The organism is Pseudoalteromonas sp. SCSIO 43101 (assembly GCF_023650775.1).
Taxonomy (GTDB): Bacteria; Pseudomonadota; Gammaproteobacteria; order Enterobacterales; family Alteromonadaceae; genus Pseudoalteromonas; species Pseudoalteromonas apostichopi.
Map to the genome: position 1 here is coordinate 115,958 of NZ_CP072674.1, position 18,637 is coordinate 134,594.

Annotated in this window: 15 protein-coding genes; 3 read left to right on the forward strand and 12 right to left on the reverse strand. The window is 41.0% G+C overall.

Going from position 1 to position 18,637, the window contains the following annotated elements; all coding sequences use genetic code 11:
- Positions 1-8: 8 nt before the first annotated feature.
- From J8Z25_RS17690 to upp, 4 genes are all read right to left on the reverse strand, one after another.
- Complete coding sequence (locus J8Z25_RS17690; protein ID WP_250662227.1) at positions 9-1,229, reverse strand: glycosyltransferase family protein; 1,221 nt, start codon at positions 1,227-1,229, stop codon at positions 9-11.
- On the reverse strand, positions 1,222-2,964 hold the full coding sequence (locus J8Z25_RS17695; RefSeq protein ID WP_250662228.1) for an HAD-IIB family hydrolase: 1,743 nt from the start codon (positions 2,962-2,964) through the stop codon (positions 1,222-1,224). Before J8Z25_RS17695 ends, J8Z25_RS17690 begins: the two co-directional genes overlap by 8 nt.
- Before the next feature lie 138 nt (positions 2,965-3,102).
- Positions 3,103-4,341 (reverse strand): uracil-xanthine permease family protein, encoded by a 1,239-nt coding sequence (locus J8Z25_RS17700; RefSeq protein WP_250662229.1) that lies wholly within the window; start codon positions 4,339-4,341, stop codon positions 3,103-3,105.
- Between the two features lie 9 nt (positions 4,342-4,350).
- Positions 4,351-4,980 carry a uracil phosphoribosyltransferase gene (gene upp / locus J8Z25_RS17705; protein WP_130052733.1) on the reverse strand — a complete coding sequence of 210 codons (630 nt, stop codon included), beginning with the start codon at positions 4,978-4,980 and terminating at the stop codon, positions 4,351-4,353.
- A 193-nt stretch (positions 4,981-5,173) separates the two neighbouring features.
- Between upp and J8Z25_RS17710 the strand changes: the two genes are divergently transcribed.
- Complete coding sequence (locus tag J8Z25_RS17710) at positions 5,174-5,992, forward strand: hypothetical protein (protein WP_250662230.1); 819 nt, start codon at positions 5,174-5,176, stop codon at positions 5,990-5,992.
- Here the strand turns inward: J8Z25_RS17710 and J8Z25_RS17715 are convergent.
- From J8Z25_RS17715 to J8Z25_RS17735, 5 genes are all read right to left on the reverse strand, one after another.
- Positions 5,989-6,960 carry a Gfo/Idh/MocA family protein gene (locus tag J8Z25_RS17715; RefSeq protein WP_250662231.1) on the reverse strand — a complete coding sequence of 324 codons (972 nt, stop codon included), beginning with the start codon at positions 6,958-6,960 and terminating at the stop codon, positions 5,989-5,991. The two genes, J8Z25_RS17710 and J8Z25_RS17715, sit on opposite strands and share 4 nt — an antisense overlap.
- Positions 6,961-6,962: 2 nt before the next feature.
- Entirely contained in the window at positions 6,963-7,910 is a 948-nt protein-coding gene (locus J8Z25_RS17720; protein ID WP_250662232.1) for a phosphotransferase, read from the reverse strand.
- 145 nt (positions 7,911-8,055) lie between these two features.
- Positions 8,056-10,311 carry an acyl-CoA dehydrogenase gene (locus tag J8Z25_RS17725; protein WP_130052737.1) on the reverse strand — a complete coding sequence of 752 codons (2,256 nt, stop codon included), beginning with the start codon at positions 10,309-10,311 and terminating at the stop codon, positions 8,056-8,058.
- Between the two features lie 253 nt (positions 10,312-10,564).
- Positions 10,565-12,097: a phospholipase D family protein gene (locus J8Z25_RS17730; protein WP_130052738.1), complete on the reverse strand. Its 1,533-nt coding sequence runs from the start codon at positions 12,095-12,097 to the stop codon at positions 10,565-10,567.
- A 158-nt stretch (positions 12,098-12,255) separates the two neighbouring features.
- Positions 12,256-12,450, reverse strand: a complete 195-nt coding sequence (locus tag J8Z25_RS17735) for a (2Fe-2S)-binding protein (protein ID WP_105181791.1) — start codon at positions 12,448-12,450, stop codon at positions 12,256-12,258.
- A 371-nt stretch (positions 12,451-12,821) separates the two neighbouring features.
- Between J8Z25_RS17735 and J8Z25_RS17740 the strand changes: the two genes are divergently transcribed.
- Entirely contained in the window at positions 12,822-13,520 is a 699-nt protein-coding gene (locus J8Z25_RS17740) for a hypothetical protein (protein ID WP_250662233.1), read from the forward strand.
- 65 nt (positions 13,521-13,585) lie between these two features.
- On the opposite strand, the gene J8Z25_RS17745 is transcribed toward J8Z25_RS17740, so the two are convergent.
- Positions 13,586-14,023, reverse strand: a complete 438-nt coding sequence (locus J8Z25_RS17745; protein ID WP_250662234.1) for a hypothetical protein — start codon at positions 14,021-14,023, stop codon at positions 13,586-13,588.
- A gap of 295 nt (positions 14,024-14,318) precedes the next feature.
- Here J8Z25_RS17745 and J8Z25_RS17750 point away from each other — a divergent pair, with 295 nt between their 5' ends.
- Complete coding sequence (locus J8Z25_RS17750; RefSeq protein ID WP_250662235.1) at positions 14,319-16,598, forward strand: CHRD domain-containing protein; 2,280 nt, start codon at positions 14,319-14,321, stop codon at positions 16,596-16,598.
- Between the two features lie 53 nt (positions 16,599-16,651).
- Here the strand turns inward: J8Z25_RS17750 and J8Z25_RS17755 are convergent, their stop codons facing one another.
- Positions 16,652-17,137, reverse strand: coding sequence for a DUF6436 domain-containing protein (locus J8Z25_RS17755; protein ID WP_130052742.1), 486 nt, complete (start codon positions 17,135-17,137; stop codon positions 16,652-16,654).
- Positions 17,138-17,150: 13 nt separating this feature from the next.
- Positions 17,151-18,617, reverse strand: a complete 1,467-nt coding sequence (locus J8Z25_RS17760; RefSeq protein ID WP_250662236.1) for a methyl-accepting chemotaxis protein — start codon at positions 18,615-18,617, stop codon at positions 17,151-17,153.
- Between the last annotated feature and the right edge of the window lie 20 nt (positions 18,618-18,637).

The following is an 18,637-nucleotide window of genomic DNA, read 5'->3' on the forward strand; positions in this document are numbered from 1 at the left end:
CTTCCCCGTTAAATATATTCTTTGTTATCAAGCTCTACGGCTTCTTCTAAGCGAGAAAATACATCTGGCATTGCCGAGGCTACTCTGTTCCAACTCGGCACAAATGGTGCTTCCATTGGGTTTTCTAGAAAATGCTGACCCGCATTCATAATATTTTGTGCAAACATTTCAACGGCTTTCTCTTCTTGGTGAATATCCAATGTTAAACCATTCATAAGCGCATCATTGTGATATGTTTCAATAAAGTCGAGGGCGATACGATAATACGTTGCTTTTAATGAACGAATTGTTTCGCTCGTAAAAGTAACCCCTTGAGTAGCCAGCTTTCTGAATAGAGCTTTAGTTATATCAATCGACATTTTCGACAAGCCCGCAGCTTGATTGCCTAGTGATAAGTCTTGATGTTTATGGTCATAGTTATCAGCAATATCAACCTGACATAAACGATTATGCGAGTAATTGCGATACATCTCTGATAACACGCCAATTTCTAAGCCCCAGTCACTTGGAATACGGATATCGTTGAGTACATCGCGACGGAATGAAAACTCTCCAGCTAATGGATATCGAAACGAATCCATATACTCTAGATAATCACTACTGCCCAAGATCGTTTTAAATGAACGCAGTAATGGCGTAACTAATAAACGAGATACACGGCCATTGATTTTGCCTTCTGCAGTGCGAGGGTAAAACCCTTTACAAAACTCATAGTTAAAACGAGGATGAGCAACAGGGTAAATCAAGCGAGCTAAAAGTGCTCTATCGTATGTCAATATATCACAGTCATGTAATGCAATTGATTCCACTTTTGAGGTGGCGAGTTTATAACCCATGCAATACCAAACATTACGGCCTTTACCTAATTCTCGTGGCGCAACACCTAACTTTTGAAGTTCTTTATCAAGGGCTTGTAGACGCGGGCCATCATTCCAAAGTACCTTATGGTGTTGATCAAGCTCTGCAAAAAACTGCAGTGCATGGCGATATTGGCTTTCGTCGGCGCGATCAAGGCCAATGGTTATTTGCGATAAGTAAGGCACATGTTTCAGCTCAGCAATAATATTTTGCAAAGCTGGCCCTTCTAACTCACTGTAAAGCGAGGGTAATATAAGGCCCATTGGGCGTTGTTTAGAAAAGCCCAACAACTCTTTTTCTAGTTCTTCTACTGGGCGATCAGCAATATTGTGTAGCGTAGTGATAATGCCATTTTGATAGAAATCAGCCATGAGATTGCTCCTGTTTTGCTGCAAAACGCGCTTTGATGATAGTTAACGCAGAAACTTCTTGAACCCAACCCGCAGGGGCTGGTTTTTCGCTGAGCTGCCAGGCTTTTTGTAGTATTTGTGATTGAACTTGGCTGCCAGGGTTATTGATTAATATGGCGGTATCGGCCGCCTTTAGCATGGCTACATCGTTTTGACTGTCGCCAAGGGCAATCACAGTAAATGGATTGCGATAGGCTTTTTTAAACTGATTTAACAGCCACTTTTGTGCAAGCCCTTTGTTGTTACCTTTGGTTAAATGGATAAAACGCCCGCCAACAAGCACTTCGTAGCCAGCTTGGCTCATTGCATCTATCAGGCCTTGTTTTTCTTCATCGCTGCCCGAGAAACAAACCGGATCTGAGTACTGTCTTTGTAAAGCCAGTTCACTTTTATCGACGGGTAGCCCTGTTAATTTGGCTATTTCTTGTGCACTAAATTGACTAAATAAGCGTACACAATGACTATAATCACTCGCATATCGTTTAAGATCTTCATGCAATTTATCGGTACTTTGTGTCATAGCAAAGCGCCAATAACCTTGATATTCATCACAGCCAATCGGCTTTACTTTAAAATAGTCTTTCGGGATGTAAACAGCCGCGCCATTTTCAACAATAAAAGGTTGATGATGAGCCAAACCGTTTTGAATATCAGTGACTTCAGCAAAGGTTTTGCTGGTATTAAAAATGACATTGACACCGGTATCATTCAACTTTGCCAAAAATGGTTTGATCACCTCACATTCGTAGCTATCGTGATCGAGCAATGTGCCGTCTAAGTCAGTAAAAATAAGTGGCTGAGCAATTTGGTCAGCGAGTAGTTCCATCTTAGTGATGTCACGCTCTGTGTCGAGCAATAATAAAGCATCTACACTCTGCGCGAGGGTTGCTAAATTTTCACGCGTAATACGCTCAAAATGAGAGATAAAACGTTTTAAACTCTGTTCATCAAAAGTACCCTGCCCTTCGCCTTTTTTGGCGATTAACTTATGCTCCTGCTCTAACCGCCAAGCATACACATCTTCAAATGAAGGCGCTTTTAACATAATGGTGTAATCGGCCATTGCGAATACATTTTGATATTCATTCGCTAAGCAACTATTTACGCAGCGACGCCAAATGCCGTCGGCATCTTCTAGTTGCTCTAATTCATTAACTGGAGTTTGTAGTTGATAAGGTTGCTGCGGTGTACTGGCTACACACCAGCCTTCAAAAAACACGATATCAATCGGTTTTTGGTTACTAGGCCACTGCGATTGTGGCACAGGATCATCGGTTAGCTTGTCAAATTGAGGTAGTGGCACATCCATTTTACCTGCCAACAAAGCCGATAAGGTTTGTTCCATTAATTGCGTATCATGCGTACCCGGTACCCCACGACTCGCAAACAAAGGATGAACATCTATAGCAAGCTCATTGCGTGCATCACGGCTTAAATAAAAGTCATCGATTGATAATGACACGCTATTAAATTCGGTATTACTATTAACCCAAGTCACTAAAAAATCAGCGAGAGTTGTTTTACCTGAACCTTGGCAGCCGTTGATAGCCACCAACATAGGTTGGCCGGTCATTTTTGCGCTTAAGATATCGTGCGCGAGGGGTATAAAAAACTGCTCACTTAAGTATTGATACTTGAGTGGTAACTGATGCTTCGCTAAAAACGGGGTAATATCCACAACATTTGCCTCTTGCATAATCGCTCCTACCAGTATGACATAGAGATAAATGCAGTTAGTAGACCAGTTTTATAATTCCTTATTTTTTATATAGTTACAAAAAAAGCGCATATTTAATGCGCTTTTTTGGTGCAATATTCCAGCAGTTATTCAGTTCTAATCAGCTTGTTGCACTGCTTTGGGGAGGACAGCATTTAAGATAATCCCCAAAATTGCGCATAAGCTCACACCCTGCAAACTAAACTCGTCACCACCAATATGCATACCACCGATTCCAAACACTAAAATCAGTGCGATTATAGTCAGGTTACGAGGCGCAGTAAGGTCCTCACCTGATTTTACTAAGGTATTTAAACCAACAACAGCAATAGAACCAAATAGTAAAATCATGATGCCACCCATCACAGGAACCGGAATAGTTTGTAATCCCGCGCCCATTTTTGCCACAAACGCGAGCACAATTGCGATGATTGCAGTCCAAAGCATCACTCGAGGGTTGAAGTTACGCGTAAGCATAACCGCACCTGTTACTTCAGAGTAAGTAGTATTAGGTGGACCACCAAAAACCGATGCCGCAGAGGTTGCTAAGCCATCACCGAGTAAAGTGCGATGTAAACCCGGTTTCTTTAAATAGTCTTTACCTGTTACTTGGCTAATTGCCATCATGTCACCAATATGTTCAATGGCCGGAGCAATTGCCACAGGTACCATAAACAAAATAGCTTGCCACTTAAACTCAGGATAAGTAAATGCCGGCACAGCAAACCAGTTTGCTTGAGTAACCGCACTAAATTCAACAATACCTATAAATAACGAAGCAAGGTAACCTGCAATAACGCCAGCGAGAATAGGGATAAGTTTAAATACACCTTTGCCCCAAACAGCAAAAATTAACGTAACCAGTAATGATAAACCTGAAACCCAAATAGCTTGCGCATAAGGAACTAATTGCGCACTGCCATCACCAGCTTTACCCATTGCCATATTCACGGCAACCGGCGCTAAGGCTAAACCTATCACCATAATAACTGGGCCAACAACCACAGGCGGTAACACTTTATGCAGAGCATTTACGCCTTTAAACTTTACAATCAAGCTAAGCGCAAAATAGCAAAAGCCTGCCACCATTAAACCACCCATTGTTGCAGGAATGCCCCACATTTGTACTGAGGCGATAATGGGTGCAATAAAAGCAAAAGACGATGCTAAAAAGATAGGAACTTGGCCTTTGGTAACCAAATGAAACAGTAACGTTCCTAAGCCTGCGGTAAATAAAGCCACATTTGGGTCAAGGCCTGTCAGTAACGGCACAAGTACCAATGCACCAAATGCTACAAACAGCATTTGCGCGCCTGTTAGAATGGTTTTTAACGAAAATGTTTGATGATTTTCCACGTGAGCGCCTTACACTGTGCCAAAAATCTTATCACCGGCATCTCCTAAGCCTGGAATAATATATCCTTTTTCGTTTAAGTGACTGTCTAAAGATGCTGTGAAAATTTCAACATCTGGGTGCGCTGCAAGGGTTTTTTCTACGCCTTCTGGTGCAGCCACTAATACAATCACTTTAATATCTTTACAGCCTGCTTTTTTCAGCATATCGATAGTTGCGATCATTGAGCCGCCCGTTGCCAGCATTGGGTCAATAACAAGACTTAAACGCTCATCAATTTTGCCAACTAGTTTTTCAAAATAAGGCACTGGTTCAAGTGTTTCTTCATTGCGCTGAAGACCTACCACACTTACTTTTGCAGCAGGTAATAATTGCATTACGCCATCCATCATGCCAAGACCGGCGCGAAGAATAGGCACAACAGTAATTTTTTTTCCTTTAATATGCTCTACATCTAAAGTTGAACCATCCCACCCTGTGATTTGCACGCTTTCTAATGGTAGGTTTTTTGTTGCTTCGTAAGTAAGCAAGGTACCTACTTCAGACGAAAGCTCACGGAAACTTTTTGTGCTAATACCTTGTGCGCGCATAAGGCCAAGTTTGTGTTGAACTAACGGATGAGTAATTACATGGATAGACATAAGTAGAACCTAAATGAAATAAATTACGCCTATTTTAGCGCAAAATAGTCTTCTCGACTGCAAAAAATGCACACTCACTGCATTAATTTCTTGTTCTGGTCTAAAATCATACAGGACATTGCAAATATTAATTTTTTTGCAACAACACGTATCGGCAATCTTTAACACTTTATTTATTTTTGGCCCTGCAGTAATGAAAACGTTTATCCTTACTTCGATACTACTTTGTAGCTTTTGCCTACCTACCCACAGTGAAACACTCGATATTCAAGTTATGGCTGATTTTGTTCCGCAAGATGGTGGTAATCCAAAAAATGAAGCCACCAAGTTCTTACTTGCTGCTGCAACTGAGCTAGACGATGAAATCAGCCTGCGCTTTATACCTGCAAGCCGGTTAAGAGAATGGCAGCAATTAAGCAAAATGAATAATGCTTGCTTGTACAATAAATTAAAAAACCCTGAGCGCGAGGCCCATGCTGTGTTCAGCCAATACCCAATAATGGCTTTTCCCCCTAATAAGCTAGTGGTATTTAATAAGCCCACCATTCCAGACTCAATCACACTAGTGCAAGCTATTTTTCATTACGATTTAACAATAGGCATAGTTAAAGGTCGGTCATACTCAGAAGAGATTGATCAATTTGTACGTTTAAATGATGAGCATTTTTTCATACTCGATGGGGCAAGAAATGCACCAAGGCTCGGACAAATGTTATTTCAAAATAAAATTGATGCCGTTTTAGAATATCAAACTATATTTAGTAACCGTTATAAACGAGCACAGGATCTAAGTAGTATTCGCTATATCAGCCTTAAGCCAGAAAAAGTCGCGATGTTTGGTTATATTGCTTGTTCACCAACAGAGGTCGGCAAACAAGCAGTCGCGCTGTTCGACAAAGCGCTTAAAACCGAAAAGATACGCACTTTAATTAGTGAGCGGCTAATGGCACTATTTCATGAAGGTGAAAACACCCAAATTGTAAATGCCTTCAATGCAGCGTTTGAGCACTAAGCCGATAAAATCTGTTCCATAACCCAGCTTGTATGTAGTGCGGTTTCACCGGTGGATGGGTGTGGCTGCTGAGCATGAAAATAGTTTGCAATGTTTTCAACATGATATTTTTGAATATGTGCAGGGTTATCAACTATGAACTGTTGTTTGCCCTGTGCGTTGTTAAGCACAATCGGCTTTTCATCAAAAACACTAAAGCTAAGCTCGCCTTCACTGCCATAAATCATCACATCATCAAAACGATTCGCTGAAGCAAAGTTCCAGCTCCCAGTGCCGGTAACGCCAGATTGATGCTGCCAGTGCGCAGTAATAGCATCAAATGCAGAATATAAGCCTCGTTGATTGGCACATAAACCATGCACCTTATTAAAATCACCTAAAAGGTAGGCAAGTAAATCAAGGCCATGGCTGGCTAAATCGTCAAAGTAACCACCTCGTGCCACGTTTTGATCTGTGCGCCAGTTATACTCACCCGATAAATCAAGGGCGTTAGGAGCTTTACTTAAATGCCAACTAACATGACGAGGCTTACCAATAACACCTTGTTCTAGTAACTGTTTAACTTGATTAAAGCGCGGTAACGAACGGCGATAATAAGCCACAAATAGCGGCTGTTTTGCCTCTTTAAACGCTGCGACAATGTCAAGGCTATCTTGATAACTCGGTGCCAGCGGCTTTTCAATACAGCAAGGTTTACCTGCCGCTGCAACCTCAAGAGCATACGCTTTATGGCTATCTGGCGGCGTGGCAATATATACTGCATCAACACTGTTATCGTTAATTAGTTCGCTTGGCGATGCGAACACCTTTGCAACATTATGGCGTTTAGCGTAATCATGGGCTTTTTCAAGGTCGCGGCGTGTCACCCCAATAAGCGCAATACCTTCTGCTTGTTGATAAGCAGGGCCGCTTTTCAGTTCGGTTACTGCACCACAGCCGATAATGGCAAATCGCATTGGCTTATTCATTGTTAATCCTTTATTTCTAAATACGTTACAAATTGCTGCTGCATGTAGCCGTTTATTTTTGCATGATCAGGGCTCCAACCTGCTAAAAAGCGATAAAAATCGCTCCATGCGTAACACCAAAGCGCTTGCCAACTGCTAACGACATGCGCAGGATTGACACTCGGTTGATAGCGCTTTAGTGCTTGTGTGAAGGTATCAAAATAGCGATTTAAATAGTCATCTGCAACTGATTTTAATGCTGCATCATCTAAACAACTACCTAAAAAGTACATCACATCAATCACCCCAATTCCCTTGCCAACGTATTGAAAATCATAGCCAAGAACGTGCTGGTTTTGTGGCAAAATAGCAAAATTGGCAAGCTTAGCATCACCATGAATTAACGTTTGGTAAGGTGACTCACTCAACGCAGTATCAATAGCGTGTGCCTGCGCTTTTAAGCTTAAATCGCTCATACGCTGTAGCTCATCAGGCCGCGTTGCTAAATGCCAGTAACTACCTCGCGGCCAAAGTCCACCAGCAGAGCTTGCTAAATGAAAAGCATGAAAATGTGCAAGCCAGTTTATAATTGCTTGAATGTCGCTGTGTGTAGCACTTGCTTGCTGGTAGCCAAGTGCACTGAAATCACTAAATAACAGCGCTTGCTTACTGCCCTCTTGTATTGCCTCAATGCAGTGGATAGCCGCAGCTTCATGGGGTAATTGCTTAGCGTAACGCCGATACCAATTAAATTCGACTAAGTAAGATTGGCGCTTTCTGGCAAGCGCAAAATCACTTTGTTTTATACGACTATGATTGATCTGGCTAGGCACTTCAATCGCTTTAATTACCGCAGCAGTACCATCCATTTGGCAACGAATAATCTCACCGCAACCGCTCCATACTGATGCCGCTTGCTGCAAACCTGTAATGTTTGAAAAGTGAGATGTAACAAATTGCCTAAGATCCATAACGCTCTGTAATTTATATAAACTGATGGCAATGGTAGGTGAAATTAGCTACTGGCACAACGGCCTATAGGCAATAAAAAACCCGTGCTAAACACGGGTTTTCGAAGATAAAGTCCTAATACTGCTCAGGACTTGCATTGTTGAATTACTCGTTTACCACACTTTTAAGTGGGTTTACTGGCTTTGCATTGTCATCCAGTAAGTTCATATCAAAGTCAAACTCATCAACACGAATCGCTTTTTCACGTTTCTTGTTGTAATCAATCAGTTTTGCGTACTCTTCTTCGTTGATAACACTTGCAACTAGTGCATTATCAAGCGTTTCTGCAAAACGAACGCCCGGCTTAATAGTTTTAGCACGCAGTGCTTTTTTAACTTTCTTAAGTAAATCAAGACACGCCATTTTCGCTTTATACGCTTGCTCATTAATGTAATGACCATCACCTTCAATTGGATTAACCAAGTGAGTGATTTGCGCTTTAAATGCGGTATCCATTTGCGCTTGAGTTGCAAGTTCACGAATTAAATCATCGCTGATCTTAGGCATCTTCATTGAATAGTTCATAGTAATGAAACGCATAAACTTACGAGTACCACTTGCAGGGAAGTTATCTAAGAACTTATGCAATGCTTCTTCAGCGCTTTGTAGTGCAAAGCGAGTCGCATAGTGGAAGTAAGGCGCAGCTTGCTCACGTTCACTGCTTGCTACTTTTTGCTCGTAGTATTTAATCGATGCCATGGCAGCATATAAGAAGCTCATTACGTCACCTAAACGTGCAGATAACATTTCTGCTTGTTTAAGTTTGCCGCCAAGTACCAATAACGAGAAGTCAGCATAAACTGCAAGTTTTGCAGATAGTTTGTGCGCTGCTTTTTCGTATTCACGTACTTCGGGTAGTGACGATTTAGCACCCGCAGTAAACGGTAATACACCTAAACGGAAAGCTCGTAAGCTGTTAGCTACGCTGTAGCCTACTGTTTTACGTAAAATGCTATTGAATTCTTTATCTGCATTTTTGTCTTCGCTGTGGATAGACTCAACCATAGATTGTAGATAAGGATGACAACGCATTACACCTTGACCAAAAATCATTAAGTTACGAGTAAGAATGTTTGCACCTTCAACCGTGATTGCGATTGGTTGTGCAACATAACCACTTGCTAATGTATTTTGTGGACCATTTTGAATCGCTTTACCTGCTTGTATATCCATTGCTGAATCAAGCACGTTACGACCAATTTCTGTCATATGGTATTTAGCAATTGCAGTGACTACAGATGGTTTTAAGCCCATGCCTAAACCTTCTGTTGTTAATACACGCATTGCTTCTTGAAGGTAAGTTTTACCTGCGATATCAGCAAGCTTCTCTTGGATACCTTCGAATTGACCAATCGCAAGACCAAACTGCTCGCGTACTGCTGCGTACTCTGAAGCACCTTTAAATGCTACTTGTGATGAACTAACACCAAGCGCCGGTAACGAAATACCACGACCTGCACCTAAACAGCTAACCAGCATTTGCCAGCCACGACCGATGTTCTTTTGACCACCAATGATGAAGTCCATTGGTACAAATACTTTTTCACCGCGTGTCGTACCATTATAAAAACGGATACCCATAGGATCATGACGATTACCAAGTTCAACACCTGGGTGATCTTTAGGGATAAGCGCACAGGTAATACCTAGGTTTTCTTTGCCACCTAGTAAACCATCAGGGTCAACTACTTTGAATGCTAAACCTAATACTGTCGCAATTGGCGCAAGTGTGATGTAACGTTTGTCCCAGGTAATTTCTAAACCTAACACTTCTTCGCCATTGAACTGACCACGTTTAACAACACCAATATCTGGAATGCCACCCGCATCCGAACCCGCTTCTGGGCTAGTTAGTGCGAAACAAGGAATATCACGACCATTTGCAAGACGTGGTAAGTAGTGATCTTGTTGCTCTTTTGTACCAAAGTGAAGCAATAACTCACCTGGGCCTAATGAGTTAGGAACCATCACGGTTACCGCAACCGCAGAACTCTTCGTCGCGATAGTCGCAACGATTGTAGAGTTTGCATAAGGGCTGAATTCTAAACCGCCGAATGATTTAGGAATGATAAGCGAGAAAAAACGCTCTTTTTTCAAAAAATCAAGAATGTAGTCAGGAAGATGAACACCGTTTTGAATTTCAGAATCATCAATCATTGATAATAATTCTTTCACTGGGCCATCTAAGAATGCTTGCTCTTCAGTGCTTAGCTTAGCTGCAGGCACGTCACGAAGTGCATCGAAATCAGGTTTACCTTGGTAGATTGAACCTTCTAACCAAACATCACCCGCATCTAACGCTTCTTGTTCTGTAATTGAAATACTAGGTAATACTTTTTTTAATTTTGTACGTAAGCTCATAATAAACTCATCCGACCAGATAGTAATACCTACATTACGTCATAAAATGAACAATAGATCAATTGGTCCAACCAGTTTTTTTAACATTTTTTTATATTTATTTTTTCTTTGCATGCTAAGCACTTGAATATATTGGGTTTACACGTGTACGCTCAAATACCTTTTTTTATCCCGAAATGGTTAACAACTAAAGGCTGATAACAAAAAGCCCAACTAAAAAGTTGGGCTTAGGTATAAATACTGAAGGAATGGCTTAAAGCTCATCTTCGATGGGGAATAACGAAATAAACCATACTTGAAAACGTCGCCAAGAAGAAGTTTGTGGTTCTTCATCAAACTGCTCATTACTCACTGTGTCGAGCCAAACTAAATCATCCTCTTTAAGCTCGACTTTCCAAGCATATTCGGGCATTTGATTATCAACCCAATGGGCCAAAAAGCGGCTAAGCTTTTTGCTTTCGATTAATACACCCATCTCGGTATTTAAATCAATTGAGCGAGGGTCGAGGTTCATGGTACCGACAAAAATCTTTTCATCATCAAAGGTCATGGTTTTTGCGTGCAAACTTGCCTGTGATGACCCGGTTACTTTACGTCCCGCTTTGCGCTTAATGGCCATTAAGTCACTGGGTTTTAACTCCCACAGCTTAACCCCACCCTTTATAAGATCTTCTCGGTACTTTTTGTAACCAGCATGCACCGCAGATACATCGGTAGCAGCTAAAGAATTAGTGAGTACAGTGACATCAACGCCCTGCTGAGCCCAGTTTGTTAGCAATTTAACGCCCTGCTCACGGGGAATAAAATACGGCGACACAATAATTGCTTTTTGTTTTGGCTCGCCCATTTCTTTAAATAACATTGGCGACATATTGGCCGATTTTTCACTGACGTCGTTCATCACCTTATCGGGATGATCATAAAACAACACAGACTTTTGCCAATCGAATTCTATTTCATCGTGCAATAAGCGTTTTACAAAGGCGCTTTCGCGTAATTGCTCAACGTAATTACTCTGCTGATTTTGCTCAACATAGGTCGATAAGGTTTTAGTGATATCAATAAGTGATTGCTCATCACGCTCACCGTGCAAGTCTTCAACAGGGAAAGACAGCTGATGATTCCAATATAAATCAAATGCCTTTGATGCCTCAGGCACAATCTCGCCAACACTCATAACATCTAAATCAATAAATTCAGAGTGATCTTCAGCCGAGAAATACGCATTACCTATGTTGCGCCCACCGGTGATAAAAATTCGATTATCAACAATAAAACTCTTGTTATGCATACGTCTAGAAAGCTGGCTAAAGTTGGTAACAAAACCAAGCGCTCTAAAACGACGGTTAGGAAATGGATTAAATAATCGAACTTCAATATTAGGGTGAACAGCCAGTGCAGCTAAATCAAGCTCACTGTCAGCTTGTGACAAGTCATCGAGCAGCAAGCGAATTCTTACCCCTCTATCTGCGGCTTTTAACAAAAAGGCCGTAAATAAAATGGTAGTTTGCTGCCTGTGGTATAAATAGTACTGCACATCAATGGTGTGCTCGGCAGAATCAATGAGTGCTAGCCTAGCTACAAAGGCATCGACCCCATCTGCTAAAGGATAAAACCCTGATAACCCAGGATGATTATTACCCACTGCATCTCCTATGGTGCTGGGTGTATCTGCTGCAATGGCATAGCTAGGTTGAATGGACTCTCGTGAAGGTAGCTGCGCACAGCCCGCAGTGATTAAAATAAGTACTACACAAAAAAGTGATTTTGAAGAGTCTATTATCATGGCTTCCTACCAATGACCGTGTGATACACGTATCTGCTTTGTTATAACCCTAATAAATGAAGGGGTTAAAAGCAAATAAAAACTCGTAAGTAAGCGGATAAATTAGAAGAATTAAACGAAGGAAAAATAGTTAAGCAAGCAAGCTTAAGAGCAAGTAATTACGCTACTTGCTCAGTAATATCTGCAATCTCGATCAGTTTGCGATTAAGAATTTTTTTACAACAACCACAACACTTGCCGCACTGGCTACCCACTTGCAGTTCTTTTGATAACTCACGCATTGTCATTGCGCCATCATCAATTGTTTGTTCGATTTTTTTATCAGTCACACCATGACATAAACAGATATACATGAATGCAAACCACTCTCATTTCTCTTGATGGTCAGTATATTAATCTAAACAGTAATAGTTCGCAATAGTGTTATAGGCAATATTTGCATAACTTTTATACCGAAATTTCCAAAATGGCACACAGCTAAAAATTTTCCCTTATGATTTGGGCAGTTAGATCAAGGCGAGTAAAGAAAAAATTTTTAACTTTTTAGGTATTGTTTCGCTCTAGCTATAAGCTATTCTTTAGATTGAAATGCATGCTAGATTTCATGTAATTAGTTTTGATAAATAAGTCATTTTTAATAAAACAACAAAACGAACCCTTTAGTTGGTAATAAAGCACTGCTTTTACTATTTTTATCCAACACTTAATCTTTAACCGAGGACACATGGAAGCGCCTACAGTTGAATTAACTCGTGAGAACTTTAACTCCATCTTTTTTCAGACTTTCATAAAAACGAAAGTGCAACCTGAAATACCTATCTTGAGATGCGCAGCCCCTTTACCTAAAGCGCAGAAATTCAAAGCAAAGTTAATCACTGGTGCTATATTCATCATTGCATGCCTCCTTGTTTGGAAAACACAATCCGGTTCAGGTGCAATTGCCGCTGTGATCATTACTTATCTCAGTTACTTTTTAATTCAGATGTTTATTGCCAATAAGCGTTACTTCATTCATGAATCCCCGTTGTGCGAAATTAAAATAAACCAAGAACAGGTTTACCTGCCCGCACTTTTATTCGATGACAGAAAACCACGAACAATTAAAAGAGAAGATTTACTAAATGTTGAGGCCGTATGGAATTTTACACGCACCAAAAGCGGCTACGATATTAACGACCCACAACCAAGGCGTGCCTATCTATTTTCTGTTATTTTTAAAACTCGCTATGGTGATTCAATACCTTTAAATGACTGGAGCTTAGAACATCCTGAACTCTTCAAGACACTTGTTGAGTATGATTACCCAGTCACTATGATAAGAACAGCCAAACGCGGGTCACCAATAACAGTTCACATAAAATGGTTCTTCCTATTTACTTTTATGTGTATTTTCATCTACTCACTTATAAAGTATGTAATTTAGCGGACTTATAAATATGCAATTGGCAAAGTAACTGCGAACAAGCGCTTTGCCTTAAACTTACGCTTTTACGCTTTATTGTTAAACAGCATACCAGAGTGATTACTAGAATTAGGAGCAAACAAAGAGTTTATCATCGTAGAAACATTACTTTTTACGGCAAGCTGGACTGTATTTATTTCTTCATCAAGTTGTTTATTAAGCTCTAGTAACTCACTTTCTCGTTGTTCTGGAGCTAGGTCTTTGTTGCTTTTTAAACTATTAATCTTATTTTGTAATTCCTTTATTTTTACTACTAGCTCTTGTTGTGTTTGTGATGTCTTTGACTGAGCTTCTGCTTGTGGATCAGAATCAACGCCTGCTTCTTGTTGTTTAGAGCCTTGAAGGTTTGTTGCTTTTTCACTTGCTGGGTTTAGCTCATTTTTATTCTGCTGGGCCAATTTTTTATTTTGCTGATCTAATAATGGCTCTTTTAGGAATGAGGATGTGTACGAAGTTAGCTGCATAGTTTTCCTATCGTTTATTTATTGGCGTTTAACAAAGAAATTTTCGAAAAGAAATCTAATGCATAATTCGTACCCATTAACAATCCAAACATCTCTAATTCAAACTGCTAGAAATATTCATTTTCAAATAATTGCTAAAAAGTTTAAATTCTTAATTTCACCAAAAACCAATACTAAAGAATTAAAAATTAACTTTTATGCAACCTTTTTTGATCGCATTTTAAACATCTTCCGTAAGCCTTATTGAAATGGACACGTCGTAACGTCCGAACATACAAAGATATAAGGAAGAACGATGAAATACATACTCTTATTAAGCAGCCTACTCCTGGTAACTGCTTGTAGCGATGACGATGATAACAAAGAAGTCATCACACCACCGCCACCTCCTCCAGTTCAAGAATTCACTCCAAGTAAAACCTATGCTGTAACTTTAAGTGGCAAACAAGAAGTGCCAATGAATGATTCAATGCAAACAGCGACTGCAACAGTAGAGCTTGACGAAAGTTTAATGCAATTTCGTGCAACGCTTGATGCAAGCTCAGTCGAAGGTTTTAGCGCAGCACACATACACGACGGCGATTTAGGCGCTAATGGCGATGTTGCTTTTGCATTTGAAGCCACTACCGATGGTATGTATGAAGTCGCAATCACCGACCTTGATGAAAGTTTAATCGCTGATTTAATGGATGGTGATTGGTACATTAACCTTCATACTGAACAGTATGCAAACGGTGAGCTTCGTGCGCAAATTGTGCCAGATACAACCAGCATCATCACGTTTGTTTTAAACGGCGATCAGCAAGTTCCTATGAATGACAGTGATGCTATGGGTTATGGCTACGCATCTTATGACAGTGCCACAACAGAATTACGACTTCGCGCAGTGACAATAGGTGTTGATGACGCAACAGCTGCTCACATCCACACCGGCAAATTAGGCTCAAATGGTGATGTATTCGTGACTTTAGAGCAAGACGATGAAGTAATGACCGACTGGGTAGTGCCAGAAGGCACCATGATTGACAGCGACACTCTGGCAGTACTTTTAGACGGCGGTCATTATGTTAATGTTCATACGCCTGAATTTGCCGGTGGCGAAATTCGCGGCCAAATCTTAACAGACAACTACGCAGTTGCGACCTTTGACTTGAGTGGTAATCAAGAAGTACCCATGGTGAGCACCATGGCTGATGGTGATGGTTATGCCCTAGTTGATACTACTGACTACAGCGTAGAGCTTACTGTTGTAACGTCAGGCTTGGACGATGCGAGCGCTGCGCATATTCACACAGGTCGTATCGGGACTAATGGCGATGTATTAGTGGCGCTTGAACAATCAATGGATGATAGCAATGTCTGGATGACACCAAGTAATACACAAATCAATGCTGATATTTTTGCAGTGCTTGCTTCTGGCGGTCACTATGTCAATGTTCATACACCTGATAATGCTGGCGGCGAGCTTCGCGGGCAAATCCTAACTAGTAACTATGGCTTTACGAGCTTTAAACTAAGCGGCGAGCAAGAAGTCCCTGCTGTCGAAACTGATGCAAGCGGTGAAGGTTATGCATTAATTAACATGGATAACTATGCTTTAGAACTTGTGGTAAACACAATGGGTGTTGATGACGCGACAGGAGCGCACATTCACACTGGCCGAATTGGCACAAATGGCGATGTGCTCGTTGCACTTGAGCAGTCAACAACTAACGCAGGCATGTGGATGACACCAGCAAATACCATGATCAACGCTGAGATCTTTGAGGTACTTGCATCAGGTGGTCATTACGTTAACGTGCATACACCTGCTAACACGGGTGGCGAAATTAGAGGTCAGATACTAACAGACAACTATCAGCTTGTTACTTTCCCACTTAGTGGTATGCAAGAAGTACCTGCGGTCGATACCATGGCATCAGGAAGTGGTTATGCATTAGTTAATATGGATAATTACCATCTAGAATTAAGAGCTTTAACCGAGGGTGTGAGTGATGCAACTGCAGCGCACATTCATACAGGTCGTATAGGCACCAATGGCGACGTACTTGCCGCGTTAGAACAATCAAGCGATAACATGAATCTATGGCAAACACCTGAAAACACCATGATTAATGCAGATATTTTTGCAGTACTTGCATCAGGTGGCCACTACGTAAATGTACATACTCCTGCTAACCCAAGTGGTGAACTACGCGGTCAAATCCTTACCGATAACTATGTGTTTGTAACCTTCCCGCTAAGTGGTGAACAAGAAGTACCAGCGGTTACAACAGATGCATCTGGCGATGGTTATGCACTTGTTAATACAAACGATTATAGTGTTGAGCTGCAAGTACTTACATCGGGTGTAAGCGATGCAAGTGCAGCCCATATTCATACCGGCGTAGCAGGTGAAAATGGCCCTGTGTTAGCTCCTCTTGTTCAAGACAGTGATGATATGAATCGCTGGATGAGTAGCACTGGCTTAATGATCAATGCTGAGATTTTCTCAGTTTTAGCTTCAGGCGGTCATTATGTAAATGTCCATACGCCTGCCAACCCAAACGGTGAGATACGCGGCCAAATTCAATAATTTTATAGAGTCAGAGGCCAAAATACTTGGCCTCTTTAACTTACCTTTCTAGCTCAATTAATTTTACAATAACACCCCTCAGCATCTGAATTAATAAACCGACTATTAAAACCTGCTCGTAAGTTTGCGATTACTAACTCAACAAAGCCATTCTGACTTGAACACGCGAGTCCTTTTGATAATGGCCCTGCATATACAAGCTGTTGATTTTCTGAAACAAGTACTGCGGCAGGTTGAGCGGGTAAAATTTCAGCAACCGCAGACGTTGGTTTAAGTTTTATTACTTTAACACCTTGTTCTGCTGCATAGCTGCTAAGGCTTGTTATGTGCGGTTGTGAACGCGTTGAGCATACACAGGTATTTTCATCAATAATGTACAAGGTATCTGTATTGGTGATGCCAAGCCCCATTCTTTGTTGAAAAGCAGGTAGCCAGTTGGCTGTGGCTAGCTTTTTATCTGGATCAAAGGTGCTAGCTTGTTGAGAGTAAGCAAACACCAAGGCCAATGCCACAGAGGCAACCCAAACCAGGGTTGCCACTATTACCCATTTACTATTTGAATTTAGCAATACCTTGCTCCAGCACATCGATACTTACATCAATTAACTGGACGCGATCGGTGAGTTTTTCAATCATCAGGTTGTCGTTGGCTTGGTTAGCAATTAAGGCTTGTGAATTCTCGGCAATGGCACGTGTATTCACCGCTTGATTTTGCACTACATGTGCAACCGATTGTGAACTACTTGCGGCAACATTAACCTGCTCTGTCATCTCTGTAATTTGCAGCTTCATCTGTGAGCTAATTGCTGATAACTGTTCGATAAGTGCGACACTACCTTGCATCGACTTGGTTGATGATGCGCTATTTTGCATCAAGCTTTCGAGTGTATTGGTTATTTTATCTGTAGTATTTTTACTTCGTGTTGCCAAATTTCTTACTTCATCAGCAACAACCGCAAAGCCACGGCCTTGCTCACCAGCTCGAGCAGCTTCAATTGCGGCGTTTAGCGCAAGTAAATTCGTTTGCTCAGCAATTGACGAAATCTCATTAAGTAATTCAGAGATATGCGAACATGCACTTACAAGTTGGCTAATGTTTTGGTCTGCTTCTTGAAGGTTATTGGCAAGTTCAGCTGTTTTACTGTCTGTATTCGCTACTTCATTTAGTGCTTCTGTTGCACTTAAATGGAGCTGCTCAAACTGTGTTTGCAGCTCATTACTTTCATGTTCAACATGAGCAAAGCCTTCAGAAACTCGTTCACCCGACTGCGCTATATCCGTCGATAACTGCTCACGCTTAACAGCTTGCTCATGTAATTCGTCATGTACTTCAAGTAATTGTTTAGACTGATTTTTTAAAACACTACTTTGACTTTGAACATCACCTATCACAGTGGATACAAAACCCAGTAAGCGGTTAAAACCCGCCACAGCTTCACTATGTCTATCATCCGCTCTTAAACTAATATTAATGCTGTTTTCGTCGGCCATTATCTGCTCTGTCGTTGTACTTAACGATAAGCCTGAACTGCGTTCAAGATGGAGGGTTTTAGCAATGTAACCCGCTACAATTGCTTCAACAATGGCATATACGGCATGAATAAGTACGGTGCTAAAATACAATCTGTCTGGGTCAAAAACGTATAAACCGACTTCGTTTATCTGTAAAAAGTAAAAGCTCAAATGGTGAACGGCCACAAAAGTAAGTGCTGTAATGAACACTCGCCATTCAACAAACATGATCAATACGGCCATTAAAATAAAAATTTCAAAGTGAACTTCAATGAGGCCGTAGCTTTGTTGGATGTGTAAAAACGAAAACATCATGCAACCGGCAGCAACAACATGGGCTGTTAATTTGCTCGTTGGGTATTTATGGAGCATCCAAAGCGGTAAAGACAGCAGTAATAAACCGGTTACCACACCCGTTATCAAAGTCGAATAGATGAAGCCTAAAACCAAAGACTCAATAAATAAGAGAAGGAACAAATAAGTAAAAAGGCGGCGCACGCTCGTCATAGATAAAGCCTTAATTATTA